Source organism: Pengzhenrongella phosphoraccumulans, assembly GCF_045689905.1.
GTDB lineage: Bacteria > Actinomycetota > Actinomycetes > Actinomycetales > Cellulomonadaceae > Pengzhenrongella > Pengzhenrongella phosphoraccumulans.
The window spans coordinates 1,463,326-1,483,867 of record NZ_CP144210.1 but is presented as its reverse complement, the minus strand read 5'-3'; the positions used below and the strand labels follow the sequence as shown (position 1 = coordinate 1,483,867).

The following is a 20,542-nucleotide window of genomic DNA, read 5'->3' as shown; positions in this document are numbered from 1 at the left end:
CGATGAGCGCTCCCGTGGTCGTCCCGGAGTCGTCGAGCACGATTCCCCCGTTCGACTATGCGCGCGTCGAGGCGGCCGTCCGGGAGCTGCTCATCGCGGTCGGGGAGGACCCCGACCGCGAGGGCCTGCTCGAGACCCCGGAACGGGTCGCCCGGGCGTACGCCGAGACGTTCGCCGGGCTGCGGATGGACCCCGCCGAGGTGCTGAGCACCACGTTCGACATCGGCCACGAAGAGATGATCCTCGTCAAGGACATCGAGGTGTACTCGACCTGCGAGCACCACCTGGTGCCGTTCCACGGCGTCGCGCACGTCGGGTACATCCCGTCGGTCGAGGGCCGGGTCGCGGGGCTGAGCAAGCTGGCCCGGCTCGTCGACGTCTTCGCGCGTCGCCCGCAGGTGCAGGAGCGGCTCACGTCGCAGATCGCCGACGCGCTCGTCGAGTTCCTCGACCCGGCCGGTGCGATCGTCGTGATCGAGTGCGAGCACCTGTGCATGTCGATGCGCGGGGTCCGCAAGCCCGGTTCGCGGACCGTGACGTCCGCCGTGCGCGGGCAGATGAGAGACGTCGCCACCCGGGCCGAGGCCATGAGCCTCATCCTGGGCCGGTGACTGCGGCCGGGCACCTAGGCTGACCCTCGTGCCAGCCTCTGCTTCACCGATCCCGCCGCTCCTGGCGGGCCTCCCCGACCGCCTCCGGCACGCGGGACGCACCCTGGTCATGGGCGTCGTCAACGTCACCCCGGACTCGTTCTCCGACGGCGGCCGCTGGTTCGAGCCGGGTGCGGCCGTGCGCCACGGGCTGCAGCTCCTGGCCGACGGCGCGGACCTGCTCGACGTCGGTGGGGAGTCCACCCGACCGAACGCCGGTCGCGTCCCGGTCGAGATCGAGCTGGAGCGCGTGCTCCCGGTGATCGAGGCGCTCGCCGCGCAGGGCGCCGTCGTCAGCGTGGACACGACGCGCGCGAGCGTGGCGCGCGCCGCCGTCGCCCGCGGCGCGCTGATCATCAACGACGTCTCGGGCGGGCTCGCGGACCCCGAGATGCACGGTGCCGCGGCCGAGACCGGCGTCGTCTACGTGGCGATGCACTGGCGCGGGCACGCGGACGTCATGGACTCGTTCGACCAGTACGACGACGTCGTCGCGGACGTGCGCCGCGAGCTCGCGGACCGGCTCGACGCGCTGCGGGCCGCCGGGGTCCGCGACGATCAGATCGTGCTCGACCCGGGCCTGGGGTTCGCCAAGCCCGGGGCGAGCAACTGGCCGCTGCTCGCGCATCTCGACGCGCTGCAGTCGCTCGGCCGGCCGGTGCTGGTCGGGGCGTCCCGGAAGCGATTCCTCGGCCACCTGCTCGCCGGGCCGGACGGCGAGCCGGTCGCCCCGCTCGCGCGCGACAGCGCCACCGCAGCCGTGTCCGCGCTCGCCGCCGCCGCGGGAGCATGGTGCGTGCGGGTGCACGAAGTGAAAGGCTCGGCCGACGCGGTCCGCGTCGCAGCCGCGTGGGTCGCCGCTCAACGACGCACCACCGACGAGCTCCACCGTCAGAGACGAGGTTCAGCGATGAAGGGCATCACGACGTGATCACGCAGCCCAACGGTGTCGGCCCCGCCCTCGACGACTCCGGGCGCCCCTACGACCAGATCAGCCTCGTCGGCATCACCGCGACCGGCTACCACGGCGTCTACGAGCACGAGCGGCGCGAGGGCCAGACCTTCCGGGCCGACGTCGTCGTCTACCTGGACACGCGCCGTGCCGCGGCGACCGACGACCTGACCCTCACCATGGACTACGGCGTGCTCGCGACCCAGGTCGCCGCGGTGCTTGCCGGTGAGCCGGCGAACCTCATCGAGACCGTTGCCGAGCGGATCGCGGCCACCGCGCTCGCGTACCAGGCCGTCGCCGTGGTCGACGTCGCGCTGCACAAGCCGCAGGCGCCCGTGACGGTCCCGTTCGACGACATCGTGGTGACCATCCGGCGCGACCACCACAAGCTGCCCGCGGCGGAGCCGTGGATGCCGCCCGAGGACGAGGCGCCGCTGCCGGAGTCGTCGTCGTTCGGGTCGAGGTCGTTCGAGTCGACCCCGTTCGAGTCGACCCCGTTCGAGTCGACCCCGTTCGAGTCGACCGCGACCGGTTCGACCGGTTCGGTGGGCGCGATTGCCTCCGGTGCCGCGCAGGTCACCGAGTCCGTGCCGGACGCCGCCGGCGCTGCCCTCGCGGTCGAGGCGTTCGCCGCCGCCGTCGCAGCGGCCGTCCCGCCGATCGCTGAGTCGACGCCCGCTGAGCCGACGCCTGCTGAGCCGACGCCTGCTGAACCAGAGCTGCCGGAGCCCGACCTCGTCGAGCAGACCGTCGTGCAGGCTCCGATCGACGACGACCAGCTCGAGGTCAGCCGCCACGAGCAGCACCGGCACGACCAGGAGCGGCTCGAACGCGACCGTCTCGAGCGGGACCGGCTCGAGCAGGCCCCGCCGGAGGCCGTGGACGTCGTGCTCGCACTAGGTTCCAACGTCGGCCCCTCGCAGGACATCCTGCGGGCGGCGATCGTCGCCCTCGCGGAGGTCGACGGGCTCGATGTCGACGCGGTCTCGCCGCTCGCCCGCACCGCGCCCGTGGGCGGGCCGGACCAGGCGGACTTCCTCAACGCGGTGGTCCTCGCCCGCACGACGCTGGCACCGCGCGCCCTGCTGCGGGCGATCCACGCGGTCGAGGACGCGCACGGCCGACAGCGCGACGAGCACTGGGGCCCGCGCACCCTCGACGTCGACCTGATCGTGTACGGCACGACGCTCGCCGTGACCGAGGACCTCGAGCTGCCGCACCCCCGGGCCCACGAGCGGGCCTTCGTGCTGCAGCCGTGGGCACAGATCGCGCCCGACGCCGTCCTGCCCGGCCTCGGTGGCGGACCGGTGGCTGCGCTCGCGGCCACTGCCCCCGACCGCGACGGCATCCGTTGGCTCGCGCTCGACTGGTGGGCGACCCCGCACGCCGTCGGGGATCAGGCCGAGCCCGAGCCTGAGGTGCCGGAACCCGTCCTGCTGTCGCCGCCCACGCCGCCGCCCGGGCTCGCGCAGCCTGCGGCCACCTCCGGCGCGCACGCGCTCCCGCCCGTCTTCTGGGTTCCGGAGCACCCGACGCCGGCGTCGGCGCCCGTCCGGGACCCCTTGCCCGACGACCGTCGGCCCTGATGCAGGGAACTCGCTGGACGAACCTCACGCTCCTGGCGCTCGTCACGGGGTTGCTCGCGTGGATCCTGCTCCGCGCGCTCGAGGGGCAGGGGTTCAACCTGCCGCCCGTGCCGTGGCTCGTGGTGGTCGTGCTCGTCCTGATCTCGGGGATCGTGTTCGCGATGGGCTGGGCGGTGCGGCAGTTCCTGCAGGGCAAGCGGCCGACGCTCGACCCCATCCGGGCCGCGCGCACGGCCGTGCTCGCGAAGGCGTCGGCCTACACGGGCTCGCTGCTCGTCGGCTGGTACGCGGCGCAGGTGCTCCTCGTCGTCGGCGACCTCGATGTCGCCTCGCGCCGCGCGCGCGCCATCAGCGCCGCGGTCGCCGTGGCGGGCTCGGTGCTGCTCGCCGTCGTCGGGCTGATCGTGGAGCGGTTCTGCCGCGTCCCGCCGCCGTCGGACACCCCCACGGAGCGCGCTCGACGGGACTCGACCGGCCCCGCCGCCGCGTGAGCGGCTGATCGCCGGCACGCACCCGTCGCGGCCCGGCGGCCCGAACGACCCGACCCGGGCGACGTCGATGGAACAATGGCGTCTATGACATCGCAGGTGGTCCCGGCAGGTCCGTTCGACCCGCCGGACGTGAACTGGGCGCCCGTCTCACCGAAGCTCGCCTCGTCGCGCCTCGCGCTGACCGCGATCTTCCTCGGCATCCCGGCGGTCGGCGGCGTCGTGGCGGCGGCCCTCAGCGGGATCGTCTGGCTCTGGATCATCCCCGCCGTGTTCGTCGGATTCGGGATCTGGGCCGCCTGGCTGATCCCCCGCCAGGTGCGAGCTGTCGGCTACGCGGAGCGCGCGGACGACCTGCTCATCCGAAAGGGCATCATGTTCCGCTCCATGGTCGTGGTCCCCTACGGGCGCATGCAGTACGTGGACGTGCAGGCCGGCCCGCTCGCGCGCGCCTTCGGCATCGCCTCGGTCCAGCTGCACACGGCCTCGCCCAGCACCGACGCGGCGATCGACGGCCTGCCGCCGGTCGAGGCGACCCGCCTGCGCGACAAGCTGGCCTCGCGCGGCGAGGCACGGCTGGCGGGGTTGTGACCGAGCCCGTCTCCAGCCTGGCGTCCGACGGCCCGGCGTCCGACAGCCCAGCGACCGAGGTGGTCATCCCCGAGGGGCTGACGTGGCGCCGGATGCACCCGGTGACGCCCGCGGTCAAGGGCTGGAAGGTTCTCGCGGTCCTGCTCGTGATCGCGGCCCAGCAGGTCGGCAACAACGTGCAGGAGGCGGGCAAGCTGCTTCACGGGCGGGCCTGGCTGATCGGGCTCGCCATCATCGTCGGCGGCGCGCTGATCGGGTTCGGGTACGCCGCGATCGCGTGGCGCATGACGCGCTTCGCGATCGACGACGACGCGGTCTACCTGCACAGCGGAGTCCTGTTCCGGCAGCAGCGCAAGGCCCGTCTCGACCGGCTCCAGGCCGTCGACGTCGTCCAGCCCGTGCTGGCACGGATCCTCGGACTCGCCGAGCTCAAGCTCGAGGTCGCGGGCGGCGCCGGTTCGGGGGTGTCGCTGGCGTTCCTCAACGAGAACGACGCCGCTGTCCTGCGCACCGACCTCCTCGCGCGTGCGGCGGGGATCCGGCGGGTCGAGGGTGCGGTCGCGCCCCCACCGGTGCCCGAGCAGCACGTGCTCGAGGTCACGCCGACGCAGCTCATGGTCGGCATGGCTCGGTCCGGGGCGACCATCGTCCTCGTGCTCGGTGTGATCGCCCTGACCACCGTGGTGGTGTGGTCCGGGGAGTTCGGCTCGATCTTCGTGATGGTCCCGGCCTCGTTCGGGTTCGTCGCGTTCTACTGGGGACGGTTCACGCGCGAGTTCAACTTCCGGGCCGCCATCTCCCACGACGGCATCGGCCTGCACCACGGTCTGCTTGAGGCCCGGTCGCAGACCGTGCCCCCGGGCCGCGTGCAGGCGTTGCGCCTGACCCAGGGACCTTTCTGGCGCGGTCCGGGGTGGTGGCGCGTCGAGATGAACGTGGCCGGGTACAGCGGGGCGGAGGCGCAGTCCACCGAGAACGTGCTACTCCCGGTCGGCAGCCGCGATCAGGCGCTGGTTGCGGTCTGGCTCGTGCTGCCGGACCTCGGGGTCACCGACCCGCGTGCGCTGCTCGCCGCCGGGATGGACGGCACCGGCGAGGACGAGGGCTTCACCACCATGCCGCGCCGGGCGCGCTGGCTTGACCCGTTCGCGTGGCGCCGGACCGGGTTCGTCGTCACCGACCGCGCCCTGCTGATCCGCAGCGGCTGGCTGATCCGTCGCCTCACCCTCGTGCCGCACGAGCGCACCCAGTCGCTCTCGCTCGAGCAGGGACCGATCCAGCGCAAGCTCGGCGTCGCCTCGCTGGTCGTGCACTCGACCCCCGGCCCGGTCAGCCCGCGTGTCCCGCACCTGCAGGCCGCGGTCGCCGGGGAGCTCATGACCGAGCAGGCGGCCCGGGCGCGCACCGCTCGAGCCAGCGCCGGGCCCGAGCTCTGGCGGCGCCCGGAAGGCGACTCGTGACGGAGGCGTCGCGCGGCGGCGCCGCGGCGCGCCCGGGCCGGCTCGGGATCGGCATCGTCGGCGCCGGCCGCGTCGGGGCGGTGCTGGGCAGCGCGCTGCGCGCCGTCGGGCACCCCGTCGTCGCGGTGAGCGGGATCTCCGAGGCCTCGCGCGACCGGGTCGACGCGCTGCTGCCCGGGGTGCCGATCCTCGAGGTGCCCGACGTCGTCGCGCGCGCCGAGCTCGTGCTGCTCACCGTGCCCGACGACGCCCTCGCCCCCCTGGTCGCGGGCCTCGCCGAGGTCGGCGCCTGGCGTGCGGGGCAGATCGTGCTGCACACGTCCGGGCGGTACGGCATCGAGGTGCTCGCGCCAGCCCGCGCGGCGGGCGTGATCCCGCTCGCGGTCCACCCGGCCATGACGTTCACCGGGACCTCGCTCGACCTCGTGCGGCTCGTCGGCTGCTGCTTCGCGGTCACCGCGCCGGCTCCCGTGCTGCCGATCGGGCAGGCGCTCGTCGTCGAGCTCGGCGGCGAGCCCGTCGTGCTCTCCGAGGACGCGCGCCCGCTCTACCACGCGGCCCTCACGCACGGCGCGAACCACCTCGTCGTCCTCGTCGCGCAGGCGGCGCAGGCGCTCGCCGCGGCCGGAGTCGACGAGCCCGGTCGCGTGCTGGCCCCGCTGCTGACGGCCGCGCTCGAGGGTGCGCTGCGGGCCGAGACGGGCCGCGTCGCGCAGGCGGGCCAGGGCGCGATCGCGACGATGACCGGCCCCGTCGCGCGCGGCGACGTCGGCACGGTCCGCGATCACCTCGCCGTCCTGTCCGCCCTTGCGACCCGCGATGGCGCTCTTGACGTCCCCGTCGCCTACCGTGATCTGGCCCGTGCGGGGACCCAGCGGCTGCTGGCCGCCGGGCGACTGCGCGAATCTGCTGCCCAGGGGCTGCTCGACACCCTGGTAGCGAACCCGAGTCCTCAGGAGGACACCGCATGACCCCGCTCGATCCGACGGCCGACGCAAGGGCATCGCGCGTCGTGCGCGGTCCGAACGAGCCGGGGGAGCCTCCACGCCCGGTGCTCGTGCGCACCCGGGCGGAGCTGGACGCCGCGCTCGCGGCCCGACCGGTCGCGCACGCCAAGCCCTACGGCCGCGCGGTGGTGTTCACGATGGGCGCGCTGCACCGTGGCCACCTCTCGCTCGTGGCGCGCGCTCGCGAGCTCGCCGAGCAGGTCGTGGTGTCGATCTTCGTGAACCCGCTGCAGTTCGGCGTGAACGAGGACCTGGGCTGCTACCCCCGCGACCTGACCGGCGACCTCGACCTGCTTGCCAGCGTCGGCGTCGACGTCGTATTCGCCCCCACCCCCGAGGTGATGTTCCCCGATGGCGACCCGGTCGTCCGGGTCGTCGCCGGTCAGCTCGGCGAGGTCCTGGAGGGCGTGACGCGCCCCGGCCACCTCGACGGCGTGCTCACGGTCGTCCTCAAGCTGATCCACCTCACCGCGCCGGACGTGTCGGTGTTCGGTCAGAAGGACGCCCAGCAGGTCATGGCGGTGGAACGGATGGTCCGCGACCTCGACGTGCCCGTCGTCATCGTCGCCTCGCCGACCGTGCGAGACACCGACGGGCTCGCGCTGTCCTCGCGCAACGCCTTCTTGTCCGCGGACGAGCGCGATCGGGCGCTCGTACTGTCTCGCTCGCTGCGCGCCGGCGAGGCCGCGCTGCGCGGGAGTGCCCAGGACGGGGACGCCGTCCGCGCGGCGGCCACGGCCGAGCTCGCCGGTGCGGACCTCGAGCTCGACTACCTGGCGCTCATCGACCCGCGCACCGCCCGGGAGGTGCCCGCCGGGTACCGCGGGACGGCCGTCCTGGCCGTCGCCGCCCGGGTCGGGAAGACCCGACTGATCGACAACGCCCCGCTGTGGCTGGGCGAGCCCGAGGAGGGCACGAAGTGACGTCCAGACGACGCACGATGATGACCGCCAAGATCCACCGCGCGACAGTGACCGAGGCCGACCTGCACTACGTCGGGTCCGTCACGGTCGACTCCGACCTGCTGGACGCGGCGGACCTCCTCGCGGGCGAGCGGGTGGACATCGTCGACGTGACGAACGGCGCCCGGCTCAGCACGTACGTGATCCCGGGGGAGCCCGGGGCCGGCCAGATCTGCATCAACGGCGCGGCCGCGCACCTGGTGCACCCGGGCGACGTCGTCATCCTCATCGCCTACGGCTCGCTCGACGACGCCGAGGCGCGGACCTTCCGGCCACGCGTCGTGTTCGTCGACGCGGACAACCGGATCGTGGACGCGTCGAGCGACCCGGGTCAGCTGCCCGAGGTCGGGCTCACCATGCACGGCGGGCTCGCGCCGAGCGGATGGGTGTTCGAAGGAAGCCGGGCGTGACGCAGCCGGCGCCGCGGATCGCTTCGACCCTCGCGGCTCCGCTGGCCGGCTGGACCGCCCAGGCCGACGTCGTCGTCGTCGGCTCGGGGATCGCCGGGCTGACGGCCGCCCTCGAGCTGCGCACGCGCGTGCCGCGCGTCCTGCTCGTGACCAAGGGCGTGCTGGCGTCCGGGTCGACCGTGTGGGCGCAGGGTGGCATCGCCGCCGCGCTCGACCCGGAGGACTCACCGGCGGCGCACCTCGCCGACACCCTGATCGCCGGGGCCGGCCTGTGCGACCCGCGCGCCGTCGAGGTGCTCGTCACCGAGGGCCCCGCGCGCGTGCGTGAGCTCGTCGCGCTCGGTACCCGCTTCGACCTCGATGTCGCCGGTGGTCTCGCCCTGACGCGCGAGGGTGGGCACCATGCCGACCGGATCGTGCACGCGGGCGGCGACGCCACCGGGGCAGAGGTCTCCCGTGCGCTCGTCGCGCAGCTCGAGGCCGTGCGCAACGACCCTGGGATCGAGGTCATCGAGCACGCCCTCGTCCTCGACGTGCTCACGGCGGCGCCCGGTCCCGACGGACGACCCGGACCCGCCTGCGGGGTGACCCTGCACGTCATCGGCGAGGGGTCGAGGGACGGGGTCGGTGCTGCGCTCGGGCGGGCCGTCATACTGGCGACCGGCGGGATCGGCCAGGTCTACCGGTCGTCCACCAACCCACCCCAGGCCACCGGCGACGGCATCGCGGCCGCCCTGCGCGCCGGTGCGGCCGTCGGGGACGTCGAGTTCGTCCAGTTCCACCCGACCGTGCTCTGGCTCGGTTCCGGCGTCCGCGGGCAGCTCACGCTCATCTCCGAGGCGGTCCGCGGCGAGGGCGCGCTGCTGCTCGACACCGACGGCGTGCGGTTCATGCCGGCCGTGCACCCGATGGCCGAGCTGGCGCCGCGGGACGTCGTCGCGCATGCGATGGTGCGCCGGATGGCGGCGACGGGCGCCGACCACGTGCTGCTCGACGCCCGCCACCTCGGTGCCGACTTCCTGCGCAAACGGTTCCCGACCATCTGCGAGAAGCTCCTCGAGCACGGGATCGACCTGGCGAACGACCTGGTCCCGGTCGCGCCCGCCCAGCACTACCACTCGGGCGGCGTGGTGACCGACCTGTCCGGTCGATCCTCGCTGCGCGGGCTGTACGCCGCCGGCGAGGTGGCCTGCACCGGGGTGCACGGAGCCAATCGCCTTGCCTCGAACTCCCTGCTCGAGGGCCTGGTGTTTGCCCACCGCGCCGCCCGGGACGCCGCGACGCGGGTAGCCGCCGGCGAGCTGCCGCAGCGGGACCCGGTCGAGCGGCCGGGGCCCGGCATGCTCGTCGCCGCGGCCGCGCGGTCGCGGATCCAGCGAGCGGCGTCCACCGGTCCGGGTGTCGTCCGGTCCGCGGACGGGCTGCACCAGGCTGCGGCCGAGCTCGCGGCGGTACGCACGGACGCGCACGTCGCCATCGGCGTCGTCGCCGCCCCGCAGGTCGCCGAGTGGGAGACGACCAACGTGCACCAGGTCGCCACGGTCCTCACCGAGACGGCGCTCGCCCGCACGGAGAGCCGGGGCGGTCACTTCCGCTCCGACTTCCCCCTGCCCGACGACGACTGGCGCGTCCGCCTCGTCGCCACCCTCGACGACGACGGCGCGCTGCGCGTCACCCGCACCGACCTCGAGTAGCGCCCGGGCAACTGGGCATCAGGACGGTCGGCGGGCACAACGTGCGCGCACGGGAACCGGAACTGGAAATGGAACCGGACTGATCAGATCGCGTCGAGTCAGAACGGTGGTGCGGGGTCCCAGGCGAGTGGGGGTTCGTGTCCGGGGGGTGGTTCGGGTCGGTGGCGGTAGGTGTGTCCGGTGGGGGTGGTCCAGGTCGCGGTGCCGTCCGTGGATCGGGTCAGGCGCCAGCGGGCGTGGGTCTTGATCAGGTGGTCGCGTTTGCACAGCGGGTTGAGGTTCGCCGCGGAGGTGGATCCGCCGGTGCCGTCGGGGTGGAACGGGTCGCGGTGGTCCAGCTCGCAGCGGTGAGAGGGGATCTCGCAGATCGGGGCCAGGCAGCGGGTGTCGCGGGCGCGGATGATCGCGGCGAGGTCGCCGGGGGGCCGGTAGCGGGTTGTGCCCACGTCCAGGACGGTGCCCGAGGTGGGGTCGGTCACCAGGCGCCGCCACGTGCCCGCGGTGGCTAACCGGCGGGCGGTCTGCGCGGTGATGGGCCCGTACCCGGCCAGCTCCCCGGGGTTCTCGTCCTGCCCGAGCAGGGTGGCCAAAGACACCGTCACGTCCACGCGCACCCCCGCACAGCCGCCCCCGCACGACCCGGCAGTCTTCGCCCCGGTCAAGGAGGCGCCCGGGCCGTATGGCTCGTGGCCGGTCAGGGCGGCGGCGAGGGTGTCGGCGCGGAGCTGGTCGGGGGTGCGGGGGTCGCCGGTCGCCTTGGCAGTGCGGGCTGCGGTGGACAGGGCGTTGTCGATCTGGGTGGCCACCGCGGCGGGCAGCACGGCCCAGATGCCGGCCATGCCGTCTGCCAGGCGCTTGGGGTGGCACACGCGGCGTTTGTCGACCGCGCGCACGGTGCGTTGTTCGGCGTCGGTGGGGTCGACCACGATCAACGCCCGGGCCAGGTCGCGGCGTAGCTGGGCGTGGGTGCGCCGACCCGCGTCGGGCAGCACCCGGGCCTGCACGTCGACGGCGACCTGCACCGCGACGTCGCCCAGGACGGCGGCGAAGATCTTCGCTTTGCCCCAGTCGATGTGACCGGCATGCAGGGCAGCGGCGGTGGGGATCAGGGGGCCGGCGAGCAGCCGGGCGGTGTCCACCAGGGTCCGGCCGGCGGCGCGGGAGGTCCCCAGGGCGGCGGCGACCTCCTCGGCCGTGATGTTCGGCTGGGAGACCTTCACGGGCCAGAACGGGTTCATCGACTCCCGCCGCGACAGCGCCTCCACCACGATCAGCTGCCGCGCCCGCGCACACGACGCCTCCCGCTCCAGATCCCCGATGAGCTCCACCAGGGCGAAGTCGTCCAGAGAGTCCACGACCGGCTCCCCGAACTGCACCGCCGGCTCAGGCTCGCCGAGCTGCGCGTCGGCGAACTCCCAGAACGCCATCAGGTCGGCGGGCGGCACGGGTGCCTCGATCTGCGTGCCTGCGGCGTCCCAGGAGGCAATCAGCTCCGCCGACGGCGCCAGCAACGACACAGCACTCTGCCCCGCTACCGGCGACTGAGCGACTCGCAGCCGCGACGCACCGACACCCGCGCCCGAATCGGCACCATCGCCGGCCGCGCGCTCAGGGCGCTCGGCTCGCGGCAACACGTCTCGCACCCCCAGCTCGCGGTCACCCGCGTCACCGCCGTCGCAAAACCGCTCGAAGTCGAACATGCGTTTGATTCTAGCAAGGAACGCCAACAAACGCCAGGGCTGTCCCCATCCCCGTCGCGAGGCGACGTAGCGCCGCCGTCGGGCACGGGTGGAAGGACACGATGCCCGGCGCCGGACCACGACGCCCGGGGCTGGACGGGCGACCCGAGCCCGTCGCCGTCGCCGCTAGCGTGGTCCGGTGACCGTTCCTCGCACGACCCCTGCACCCGCTCCCGGCACGCCTGACCGGGGCCTCGACCCCGCCTGGATCCGCGCTGCCGTTGCGCGCGCGCTCGACGAGGACCTCGGGCCCGCCCCGGGCCGGGACGTGACCACGCAGGCGACTGTCGCCATCGGCGAGGTCGGCGTCGCCCACCTCGTGGCGCGCGAGGCGGGCGTCGTGGCGGGCCTCGTGGTCGTGGCGGACGTCCTCGAACAGGTCGCGGACCGCTTCGCCCTCCCCGACGTCACGGTCGAGCTCCGCGTGCCCGACGGCGCCCGGGTCGCGGCCGGCGACGTCCTCGCCGTCCTGACGGGCCCGGTCCAGGTGCTGCTGGTGGCCGAGCGGACCCTGCTCAACTTCGCGAGCCGTGCCTCCGGCGTGGCCACCCACACGCGGCGCTGGGCGGACGCGCTCGCCGGCTCGAACGCCCTCGTGCTCGACACCCGCAAGACGACTCCCGGGCTCCGCGCGCTCGAGAAGTACGCGGTGCGCTGCGGCGGCGGGACGAACAAGCGGATGGGCCTGTACGACGTCGCCATGGTGAAGGACAACCACGTCGTGGCCGCCGGGTCCGTGGCGGCCGCCGTGGCGGCGGTGCGCGCGCACTTCCCCGACGTCGTCGTGCAGGTCGAGGCGGACACCCTCGACCAGGCGCTCGAGGCGGTCGAGGTCGGCGCGCGGTTCCTGCTCCTCGACAACATGCCGACGCCGCTGCTGACGGACGTCGTCGCCGCGGTCCGTGCCGGTGAGGCCCGGACCGGCCGGGTGGAGCTCGAGGCGACCGGGAACCTCACGCTCGAGCGGGCCGCCGAGGTCGCTGCGACCGGCGTCGACTACCTGTCCGTCGGTGCCCTGACGCACTCCTCGCCGATCCTCGACCTGGCGCTGGACCTGATCTCCCGGACCTGATCTGGCCAGATCCGGCCCGTCGGCGGGCGTTTTGCACTGGTCGGTAGGATCGACCGGTGACTTCGCCAGAGCGCATCGACCCTCCCGTGGGCAACAACCCGGATGCCGAGGGCGACGCCAGCGCCCTCCCCGAGCAGATGCAGGTCCGGCTCGACAAGCGGGAGCGGCTGCTCGCCGCCGGCCAGCAGGCCTACCCCGTCTCCGTGCCGCGGACCCACACGATCGCCCAGGTGCGCGCCGAGCACCCCGATCTCGAGTCGGGCCAGGAGACGGACGACGTCGTCGGGATCGCCGGTCGTGTCGTGTTCCTGCGCAACACCGGCAAGCTCTGCTTCGTGAGCCTGCAGGACGGCGAGGGGGAACGCCTCCAGGTGATGCTGAGCCTGGCCCAGGTCGGCGAAGAGTCCTTGGCTGCCTTCAAGGCGGACGTCGACCTCGGCGACCACCTCTTCGCGCACGGCAAGGTCATCAGCTCCCGGCGCGGCGAGCTCTCCGTCTTTGCCGACGAGTGGCAGCTGGCGTCGAAGGCATTGCGGCCCTTGCCTGTGCTCTTCAAGGATCTGTCGGAAGAAACGCGCGTTCGCCAGCGTTATGTCGACCTCATTGCCCGCCCCGCCGCGCGCGACATGGTGCGATTGCGTGCCGGCGTCGTGCGTTCGGTTCGTGAGAATCTGCACCGGCGCGCGTACCTCGAGGTCGAGACACCGATGCTGCACACGATTGCAGGCGGTGCCTCAGCTCGTCCGTTCACCACGCACATGAATGCGTTCGACCTGGAGCTCTACCTGCGGATCGCGCCGGAGCTGTTCCTCAAGCGCGCAGTCGTCGGCGGCGTCGAGCGCGTCTATGAGATCAACCGCAACTTCCGCAATGAGGGTGTCGACTCCACGCACTCGCCCGAATTCGCGTCGCTCGAGGCCTACGAGGCCTACGGGGATTACAACACCATGGCCGAGCTGACGCGCGACCTGGTGCAGACCGCCGCGATGGATGCGCTCGGCACAACGACGATCACGCTGCCCAGCGGCGACGACTACGAGCTCGGCGGTGAATGGACTGCGCTCTCGCTGTACGAGTCCCTTTCCGGTGCGCTGGGTGAAGAGATCACGACGTCGACCTCCGTTGCAGAACTGACGAAGATCGCCGATCGGTTCGGCCTCGCGGTCGAACCGAAGAAGGTCAATCACGGCAAGCTCGTCGAGGCCGTCTGGGAGCACCTGGTGGGGGATCACCTCGTGGCACCCACGTTCGTGCGGGACTTCCCCGTCGATACGTCTCCCCTGACCCGTGCGCACCGCACCGAGCCGGGCAAGGTCGAGAAGTGGGACCTGTACGTGCGCGGCTTCGAGCTGGCGACCGCCTATTCCGAACTTGTGGACCCGGTCATCCAGCGGCAGCGCCTCGAGGCGCAGGCATTGCTAGCCGCGGCCGGCGACGACGAGGCGATGGCGGTCGACGAGGACTTTCTTACCGCAATGGAGTACGCCATGCCGCCGGCGGGTGGCATGGGCCTCGGCATTGACCGGCTGTTGATGGCCATGACCGGGCTGGGTGTTCGTGAGACGATCCTGTTCCCGTTGGTCAAGCCTCTCGCCTGACGGACAGTTAGGGTGAATGCGTGAGCCCGTTCCTTACTGCTGTTGCCGCGCTCGTCCCGTCCCTCGGGGTGGGCTTCCTGTTCTACCTTGCGATCCGGGCACTGGTGAATGCCGACCGGACCGAGCGCGCCGCCCTTGCGCGGATGGATGCAGCGGAGCGTGCAGCGCAAGCCGCTGCCGACAACCCGAAGTAATCAGGCCAAGCCAACACCTAAACCCGTCTTGGTCATACCAAACTTTTGGTGCCTTATCCGCAGGATGTCGGGGCTACACTTTGACGGGGGATTGGCGAAGTGACATGCTTTTGCCTGCCACGTATTTTTCAACCACGTATCAAGGGGTAATCCGATGGCTCAGAAGGTCCAAGTTCTTCTTGTTGACGATATCGATGGCGGAACGGCCGACGAGACCGTGACTTTTTCCCTCGACGGCGTCTCTTACGAGATCGACCTGACGGCGGATCACGCCCGCGAGCTTCGTGACGGATTCGGCCAGTGGGTCGGCCACGCGCGCAAGCTCAGCGGCCGCACGGCCGGTCGTCCGGCACGCGCCGGCGCCCGTCGGTCCGGCGGGGCGAGCGACGCCACGGCGATCCGCGAGTGGGCCCGCGCCAACGGGCACAACGTGTCCGAGCGTGGACGCATCTCGGCTGGCATCAAGGCCGCGTACGAGGCTGCGCACTGAGTAGTTCCCACCCCGTGGTGAGAACGATGCGGTAGGCACTGAGCACCACCAGCAACGTCCGAGCGCTGACGTCCTCTAGGACGTCAGCGCTCGGACGTTTCGCGTGTGTGTGTGGGAGGGGCGTGCGAGGTCAGACGGGGCGCATCGCAGTCAGGTCGCGGACGGCCGCGTACTGGGCGCGCACCTGCGGGGTCGGCTCGGCCGAGAACGTCAGCGTGTCCGACGACGTCGCCCAGGCCGGCGGGCGGACCGTTCCGGCGAGGGCCCAGGCTGCCTGACGCGCGGCGCCGTCGGCCACGTACTCCCCGGGTGGCGGCACGAGCACGTCGAGACCGAACACCGCGGGGGCGATCTGGCGGACCGCCTCCGACTGCGCGCCGCCGCCGATCAGGAACACCCGGTTCACGGGCACTCCCTGGGCCCGCAGCGCATCGAGACCGTCGGCGAGGCCGCACAGCATGCCCTCCACCGCCGCGCGCGCCAGGTGGGCGGGAGTCGTGTTCGCGAGCCGCATGCCGTGCAGCGCCCCCGTCGCCTCCGGCCGGTTCGGCGTGCGCTCCCCCTCGAGGTAGGGCACGAGCACGAGCCCGTCGGCACCGGCCGGTGCCGACAGTGCCAGCGCGCTGAGCCCCGCATGGTCGACGCCGAGCATCCGGGCCGCAGCGTCCAGCACGCGGGAGGCATTCAGCGTGCAGGCGAGCGGAAGGAACGCGCCGGTTGCGTCGGCGAAGCCGGTGACCAGCCCGCTCGGGTCCGCCGTCGGGGTGGCCGAGATGGCCGAGACCACGCCGGACGTGCCGATCGACACCGCGACGTCCCCCTCGACCATGCCCATCCCGAGGGCGGCCGCGGCGTTGTCGCCCGCGCCGGCGCCGAGCACGGTGCCCCCCGCAGCGACCCCGGCGGCAGCGACGCCTGCGCGCTCGCCGGCGCCCACGACCCGGGGCAGGATCGCGCCGTGCCCGAGCCCGAGCGCGAGCAGGTCGGTCCGGTAGTCGTCCGTGACCGGGGACCAGTAGCCGGTGCCGGAGGCGTCCGACCGGTCGGTGGTGAGGGCCGCGAGCCCGGCGGCACCCGATCCGGCGCCGTGGCCCGCGAGGCGCCACGTCAGCCAGTCGTGCGGGAGCGCGACGGCGGCGACGCGCGCCGCGTTCGCGGGCTCGGTGTCGCGTAGCCAGCGCAACTTCGTGACGGTGAGGGAGGCCACGGGGACCGAACCGATGGCCGCGGCCCACGCAGCCGCACCGGCGACCGGGTCGCCGTCGCCCAGCTCGAGCACGAGGTCGCGCGCTGCGGACGCCGAGCGGGTGTCGTTCCACAGCAGCGCGGGACGCACGACGGCGCCGTCCGCGTCAAGCGTGACCATGCCGTGCTGCTGGCCGCCCACGGCGAGGGCGGCGACATCGGCGAGCCCGCCGGCGTCGGCCACTGCGGCCTGGAGCGCGTCCCACCAGCGGTCGGGATGAACCTCCGTGCCATCGGGGTGCGAAGCCCGGCCGGACCGGACGAGCGCGCCGGTGAGCGCGTCCCGGATGACGACCTTGCAGGACTGGGTGGAGGAGTCCACCCCGGCGACCAGCGTCATTGCTGAGATTCCTCTCGAGTCAGGTGTGAGTTCGCCGATCCGTCGCGAGTTCGCCGGTCGAGACCAGCGAACTCGCAACAGACCGGCGAACTGGCCGTGCGGGGATGGAGCCAGTGCGTCAGCGGGCGCCGAGAGCGTGCTCGAGGGCCAGCTGGTTGAGCCGCACGAAGCCGAAGCCGCGCTTCGCGACCTCGTCGACGTCGAGGTCCTCGTACGCCGAGGTGTCCGCGAGCAGGTCGGCCAGGGTCTCGCCGGCCGCCAGGGTCGGGAGCGCGAGGTCGAACACGCCGGCGGCCTCGAGGGCCTCCTGAACCTCCGGGTCGGCGCGGAACGCGACGGCCCGCTCCTTGAGCAGGAGGTACGCGCTCATGTTGGCCGCGGCCGAGTCCCAGACGCCCGTGAAGCTCTCGGTGCGCGAGGGCTTGTAGTCGAAGTGGACCGGGCCGTCGTAGCGCGGGCCGCCGGAGGGGAAGCCGTTGACGAGCAGGTCGACCGTGCCGAAGGCGGAGAACAGGTCGCCGTGGCCGAACACGAGGTCCTGGTCGTACTTGATGGACTTCTGCCCGTTGAGGTCGATGTGGAACAGCTTCTCGGCCCACAGTGCCTGCGCGATGCTCGACGTGTAGTTCAGGCCTGCCATCTGCTCGTGGCCGGTCTCCGGGTTCACCCCGACGATGTCGCCGTGCTCGAGCTCGGCGATGAAGGCCAGCGCGCTGCCGACCGTCGGCAGGATGATGTCGCCGCGGGGCTCGTTCGGCTTGGGCTCGATGGCGATCTTCAGCCCGTAGCCCTTGTCCTTGATGTACCCGGCGACGGTGTCGATGCCCTCGCGGTAGCGGTCGTGCGCGGCCTTGAGGTCCTTGGCGCTGTCGTACTCGGCGCCCTCGCGGCCGCCCCACATGACGAACGTCTCGGCACCGAGCTCGGCGGCGAGGTCGACGTTGCGGATGACCTTGCGCAGGCCGTAGCGGCGCACGCGGCGGTCGTTCGAGGTGAACGCACCGTCCTTGAAGATCGGGTGGCTGAACGTGTTGGTCGTGACCATCTCGACCTTGATGCCGGTCTCGGCGAGCGCACCCTTGAAGCGGGCGAGGATCGCGTCGCGGGTCGCGGCGTCCGAGCCGAACGGGATCACGTCGTCGTCGTGGAACGTGATGTAGCTCGCGCCGAGCTTGGCGAGCTGGTGGATCGACTCGACCGGATCGAGCCACGGGCGGCTGGCGTCGCCGAACTGGTCGCGCGCCTCCCAGCCGATGGTCCAGAGACCGAATGAGAACTTGTCTTCGGGGGTGGGCTGGGGCGTCATCGAACTCTCCTCGTCGAGATTTGTTGTACCAATGAACTTATCCGGTCAACCGGCTAGGGTCAAGCCATGTCCGACGACGATTCCTCCGCACGCCCCGTGCGCGCCGCCGCGCGCGCTCTTGTCCTGACCAACGGCGCCCGCACGGGCCGGGCAACGACGGTGCCGCTCGCACGGAGCACGGGACGCGCGGCCCGGCAGGCCGGGCTGCGCGAGCACAACCTCAGCCTCGCGCTGCGGCAGGTGCTCGACGCTCCTGCCCCGGTGTCCCGGGCGGGGATCGCCGCGGCGACAGGGCTCGCCCGCGCCACGGTCTCGGGCCTCGTCGATCTGCTGATCGAGGCCGACCTCGTGCGTGAGCTCGACCCGCCCGTGGCGGTGCACGCCGGGCGCCCGGCCGTCCCGCTCGTGCCGGCGCGGGGGACCGTGGCGGGGGTCGGCATGGAGGTCAACATCGACTACATCGGGGTGCGCGCTCTCGACATCGCGGGTCGGGTGCTGGCCGAGCGCATCGAGCTCGGCAACTTCCGGCACAGCGATCCCGTCGTCGTTCTCGACCGGCTCGCCCAGATAGCCGACCGCACGATCGCGGCGCTGAGCGCCGACGGCGTGCGGATCGCCGGGACAGCCCTCGCGCTGCCCGGCCTGGTCGACCGGGTCACCGGGCCCCTGCGGGTCGCGCCGAACCTCGGGTGGCGCGATGTGGACGTCGTCGCGGTGATGACGGCGCACCCGGTGCTCGCGGGCTTCCCCCCGCACCTCGCGAACGAGGCGAACCTCGCCGCACGCGCCGAGGCGCACGCCCGGCGGGCCGGCGCTCCTGCCAGCTTCGTCTACGTCTCCGGCGAGGTCGGCATTGGTGGCGCGATCGTGCTCGATGGCGAGATCTTCCGCGGGCGGCACGGCTGGAGCGGGGAGATCGGCCACATGGTGGTCGACCCGTTCGGCGCGCGCGGTGCGCAGCGGGGCACGCTCGAGGACCTGGCCGGCCAGGATGCTCTGATGGCGGGTGCCGGGCTCGACCCGTCGCTGCACCTCTCGGACCTCGCCGCGGCAGCGGCGGCCGGCGACCCCGCCGCGTTGGGTTCGCTCCGTCGGGGTGCCGAGGCGCTCGGGATCGCGCTCACCAACGTCGTGAGCGTGGTCGACGTCGACGAGGTGGTGCTCGGGGGGTCGTTCGCGCCGCTGTTCGCCTACGTGCACATGACGGTTGCCGAGCAGCTGGCGCGCGGGGTGATCTTCGCGCCGTGGGCCCCGGTGCAGGTCACGGAGGCGATCGCCGGTGAGTACCCGGCGATGACCGGTGCCGCGCTCGCGGTCATCGAAACGGTTGTCGCCGACCCCGGTGCCTGGATGCCGGTCGAGCGAATCTGACGCTCGACCGTTATGCGATCGTGACTCGTTGCGGGGCCCGAGCGGTTGCGGGGCGTCGGAAAACCGCTATAAGTTCGAGGCGGCAACAAATCGATCCGGCTCGCCCGGAGCGATGACGAGGGACGGGATCTGCCCGTCGGCGCGTGCGTGCGAGCCGACGAAACAGGGTGTGGCGAGACGCCCTTTGGACCGACCGGGTGGTCCGGTCGATGATGCGCGAAGGGTCGGACAAAGATGTCGGTCAAGAGAACGAAGTTCGTAGCGATCGTCGCGAGTGCGGCGTTCTTGGTCGTAGGGATGACCGCGTGCAGCAGCACGCGGACCACGTCGGGTGACGCGACCACGGCCGGGGCCTCGGCGGGTGGCGAGCTGATCGGCATCGCGATGCCGACCAAGAGCCTCGAGCGCTGGAACAAGGATGGCGCCCACCTGGAGGAGCTGCTGAACGCCGCCGGGTACAAGACCACGCTCCAGTACGCCGACAACAAGGTCGACCAGCAGATCACGCAGCTCCAGAACATCATCAACCAGAACCCGGCCGTGATCGTGGTCGCGTCGATCGACGGCACGGCCCTCGCGCCCGTGCTCCAGACGGCGGCCGACGCCGGCATCAAGATCATCGCGTACGACCGCCTGATCAACGGCACCCCGAACGTCGACTACTACGCGACGTTCGACAACTACCAGGTCGGCCAGCTCCAGGGGCAGTTCATCGAGGAGAACCTCGCCCTGAAGACGGCTCCTGGTCCGTTCAACATGGAGCCCTTCGCCGGCTCGCCGGACGACAACAACGCCAAGTTCTTCTTCTCTGGTGCGTGGGACGTCCTGCTTCCCTACGTCCAGTCGGGCAAGCTCGTCGTGCAGTCCGGCAAGGCGCCTGCGAGCAACGACGAGTGGGCCAGCATCGGCGTCCAGGGTTGGTCGTCTGACACGGCCCAGTCGGAGATGCAGAACCGGCTCAACTCGTTCTACGCGACGAGCAAGGTCGACGTCGTGCTCTCCCCGAACGACTCGCTCGCGCTGGGCATCGAGCAGGCGCTCGAGGGGTCCGGCTACGCCGTCGGTACCGACTGGCCGCTGGTGACGGGTCAGGACGGCGACAAGGCGAACGTCATGAACATGCTCGCCGGCAAGCAGGCCATGACGGTCTGGAAGGACACGCGGGCGCTGGGTGACCAGGTCGCCAAGATGGTCGACCAGATCGTCACCGGTGCGACCGTCGAGGTCAACGACGAGAAGACCTACGACAACGGCATCAAGGTCGTCCCGACGTACCTGCTCCCGCCGGTCGTCGTCACGAAGGACACCGTCCAGTCCCTGCTCGTCGACTCGGGCTTCTACAAGGCGAGCGACCTCGGTCTGTAGTTATCCTCGAAGGTCAGGATCT

19 protein-coding genes are annotated in these 20,542 nt (G+C 72.3%); 16 read left to right on the top strand and 3 right to left on the bottom strand.

All coding sequences use genetic code 11. The annotated features are described in order from the left end of the window. Positions 1-2: 2 nt before the first annotated feature. From folE to VTA80_RS06875, 10 genes are all read left to right on the top strand, one after another. A complete protein-coding gene (folE, locus tag VTA80_RS06920) occupies positions 3-611 on the top strand; it encodes a GTP cyclohydrolase I FolE (protein ID WP_407344660.1) in 609 nt (202 codons plus the stop codon). A 109-nt stretch (positions 612-720) separates the two neighbouring features. Continuing rightward, the gene (folP, locus tag VTA80_RS06915) at positions 721-1,581 is read left to right on the top strand and encodes a dihydropteroate synthase (protein ID WP_407345714.1); all 861 of its coding nucleotides are present in this window, start codon (positions 721-723) and stop codon (positions 1,579-1,581) included. Continuing rightward, entirely contained in the window at positions 1,578-3,188 is a 1,611-nt protein-coding gene (folK, locus tag VTA80_RS06910) for a 2-amino-4-hydroxy-6-hydroxymethyldihydropteridine diphosphokinase (RefSeq protein WP_407344659.1), read from the top strand. Before folP ends, folK begins: the two co-directional genes overlap by 4 nt. Then, complete coding sequence (locus tag VTA80_RS06905; protein ID WP_407344658.1) at positions 3,188-3,679, top strand: DUF3180 domain-containing protein; 492 nt, start codon at positions 3,188-3,190, stop codon at positions 3,677-3,679. Before folK ends, VTA80_RS06905 begins: the two co-directional genes overlap by 1 nt. Positions 3,680-3,763: 84 nt before the next feature. Beyond that, a complete protein-coding gene (locus tag VTA80_RS06900) occupies positions 3,764-4,267 on the top strand; it encodes a PH domain-containing protein (RefSeq protein ID WP_407344657.1) in 504 nt (167 codons plus the stop codon). Further along, on the top strand, positions 4,264-5,727 hold the full coding sequence (locus VTA80_RS06895) for a PH domain-containing protein (RefSeq protein WP_407344656.1): 1,464 nt from the start codon (positions 4,264-4,266) through the stop codon (positions 5,725-5,727). Before VTA80_RS06900 ends, VTA80_RS06895 begins: the two co-directional genes overlap by 4 nt. Further along, positions 5,724-6,698 (top strand): Rossmann-like and DUF2520 domain-containing protein, encoded by a 975-nt coding sequence (locus VTA80_RS06890; protein ID WP_407344655.1) that lies wholly within the window; start codon positions 5,724-5,726, stop codon positions 6,696-6,698. Before VTA80_RS06895 ends, VTA80_RS06890 begins: the two co-directional genes overlap by 4 nt. Next, positions 6,695-7,657, top strand: coding sequence for a pantoate--beta-alanine ligase (gene panC, locus VTA80_RS06885; protein WP_407344654.1), 963 nt, complete (start codon positions 6,695-6,697; stop codon positions 7,655-7,657). Before VTA80_RS06890 ends, panC begins: the two co-directional genes overlap by 4 nt. Next, a complete protein-coding gene (gene panD / locus VTA80_RS06880) occupies positions 7,654-8,106 on the top strand; it encodes an aspartate 1-decarboxylase (RefSeq protein ID WP_407344653.1) in 453 nt (150 codons plus the stop codon). The genes panC and panD overlap by 4 nt, the downstream gene beginning before the upstream one ends. Next, positions 8,079-9,800: an L-aspartate oxidase gene (locus VTA80_RS06875; RefSeq protein ID WP_407344652.1), complete on the top strand. Its 1,722-nt coding sequence runs from the start codon at positions 8,079-8,081 to the stop codon at positions 9,798-9,800. The genes panD and VTA80_RS06875 overlap by 28 nt, the downstream gene beginning before the upstream one ends. 98 nt (positions 9,801-9,898) lie before the next feature. Here VTA80_RS06875 and VTA80_RS06870 read toward each other — a convergent pair whose 3' ends face one another. Further along, positions 9,899-11,317, bottom strand: coding sequence for a DUF222 domain-containing protein (locus tag VTA80_RS06870; protein WP_407344651.1), 1,419 nt, complete (start codon positions 11,315-11,317; stop codon positions 9,899-9,901). A 361-nt stretch (positions 11,318-11,678) separates the two neighbouring features. Here VTA80_RS06870 and nadC point away from each other — a divergent pair, with 361 nt between their 5' ends. The 4 genes from nadC to VTA80_RS06850 all read left to right on the top strand — a co-directional run bounded on the left by nadC (position 11,679) and on the right by VTA80_RS06850 (position 14,893). Beyond that, complete coding sequence (gene nadC, locus VTA80_RS06865) at positions 11,679-12,611, top strand: carboxylating nicotinate-nucleotide diphosphorylase (protein WP_407344650.1); 933 nt, start codon at positions 11,679-11,681, stop codon at positions 12,609-12,611. A gap of 137 nt (positions 12,612-12,748) precedes the next feature. Continuing rightward, positions 12,749-14,209, top strand: coding sequence for a lysine--tRNA ligase (gene lysS, locus VTA80_RS06860; RefSeq protein ID WP_407345712.1), 1,461 nt, complete (start codon positions 12,749-12,751; stop codon positions 14,207-14,209). Between the two features lie 20 nt (positions 14,210-14,229). Next, positions 14,230-14,403, top strand: coding sequence for a hypothetical protein (locus tag VTA80_RS06855; protein ID WP_407344649.1), 174 nt, complete (start codon positions 14,230-14,232; stop codon positions 14,401-14,403). Positions 14,404-14,557: 154 nt separating this feature from the next. Further along, positions 14,558-14,893 carry an Lsr2 family protein gene (locus VTA80_RS06850; RefSeq protein WP_407344648.1) on the top strand — a complete coding sequence of 112 codons (336 nt, stop codon included), beginning with the start codon at positions 14,558-14,560 and terminating at the stop codon, positions 14,891-14,893. 130 nt (positions 14,894-15,023) lie between these two features. Here VTA80_RS06850 and xylB read toward each other — a convergent pair whose 3' ends face one another. Both xylB and xylA read right to left on the bottom strand, forming a co-directional pair. Then, complete coding sequence (gene xylB, locus VTA80_RS06845; protein ID WP_407344647.1) at positions 15,024-16,478, bottom strand: xylulokinase; 1,455 nt, start codon at positions 16,476-16,478, stop codon at positions 15,024-15,026. 118 nt (positions 16,479-16,596) lie between these two features. After that, complete coding sequence (gene xylA / locus VTA80_RS06840; protein ID WP_407344646.1) at positions 16,597-17,784, bottom strand: xylose isomerase; 1,188 nt, start codon at positions 17,782-17,784, stop codon at positions 16,597-16,599. 66 nt (positions 17,785-17,850) lie between these two features. On the opposite strand from xylA, the gene VTA80_RS06835 reads away from it, so the two are divergent. Further along, a complete protein-coding gene (locus VTA80_RS06835) occupies positions 17,851-19,155 on the top strand; it encodes an ROK family protein (RefSeq protein WP_407344645.1) in 1,305 nt (434 codons plus the stop codon). A 234-nt stretch (positions 19,156-19,389) separates the two neighbouring features. Further along, positions 19,390-20,520 (top strand): multiple monosaccharide ABC transporter substrate-binding protein, encoded by a 1,131-nt coding sequence (gene chvE, locus VTA80_RS06830; protein WP_407344643.1) that lies wholly within the window; start codon positions 19,390-19,392, stop codon positions 20,518-20,520. Positions 20,521-20,542 lie beyond the last annotated feature (22 nt).

What these genes read in the sequence shown, in the direction of transcription:
- xylB (WP_407344647.1), bottom strand. Translation starts at nt 16,478, where the DNA reads ATGACGCTGGTCGCCGGGGTGGACTCCTCCACCCAGTCCTGCAAGGTC.
- lysS (WP_407345712.1), top strand. Translation starts at nt 12,749, where the DNA reads ATGCAGGTCCGGCTCGACAAGCGGGAGCGGCTGCTCGCCGCCGGCCAG.
- VTA80_RS06835 (WP_407344645.1), top strand. Translation starts at nt 17,851, where the DNA reads ATGTCCGACGACGATTCCTCCGCACGCCCCGTGCGCGCCGCCGCGCGC.
- panC (WP_407344654.1), top strand. Translation starts at nt 6,695, where the DNA reads ATGACCCCGCTCGATCCGACGGCCGACGCAAGGGCATCGCGCGTCGTG.
- chvE (WP_407344643.1), top strand. Translation starts at nt 19,390, where the DNA reads ATGTCGGTCAAGAGAACGAAGTTCGTAGCGATCGTCGCGAGTGCGGCG.
- VTA80_RS06850 (WP_407344648.1), top strand. Translation starts at nt 14,558, where the DNA reads ATGGCTCAGAAGGTCCAAGTTCTTCTTGTTGACGATATCGATGGCGGA.
- xylA (WP_407344646.1), bottom strand. Translation starts at nt 17,784, where the DNA reads ATGACGCCCCAGCCCACCCCCGAAGACAAGTTCTCATTCGGTCTCTGG.
- VTA80_RS06875 (WP_407344652.1), top strand. Translation starts at nt 8,079, where the DNA reads ATGGGTGTTCGAAGGAAGCCGGGCGTGACGCAGCCGGCGCCGCGGATC.
- folP (WP_407345714.1), top strand. Translation starts at nt 721, where the DNA reads ATGGGCGTCGTCAACGTCACCCCGGACTCGTTCTCCGACGGCGGCCGC.
- VTA80_RS06900 (WP_407344657.1), top strand. Translation starts at nt 3,764, where the DNA reads ATGACATCGCAGGTGGTCCCGGCAGGTCCGTTCGACCCGCCGGACGTG.
- folE (WP_407344660.1), top strand. Translation starts at nt 3, where the DNA reads ATGAGCGCTCCCGTGGTCGTCCCGGAGTCGTCGAGCACGATTCCCCCG.
- VTA80_RS06905 (WP_407344658.1), top strand. Translation starts at nt 3,188, where the DNA reads ATGCAGGGAACTCGCTGGACGAACCTCACGCTCCTGGCGCTCGTCACG.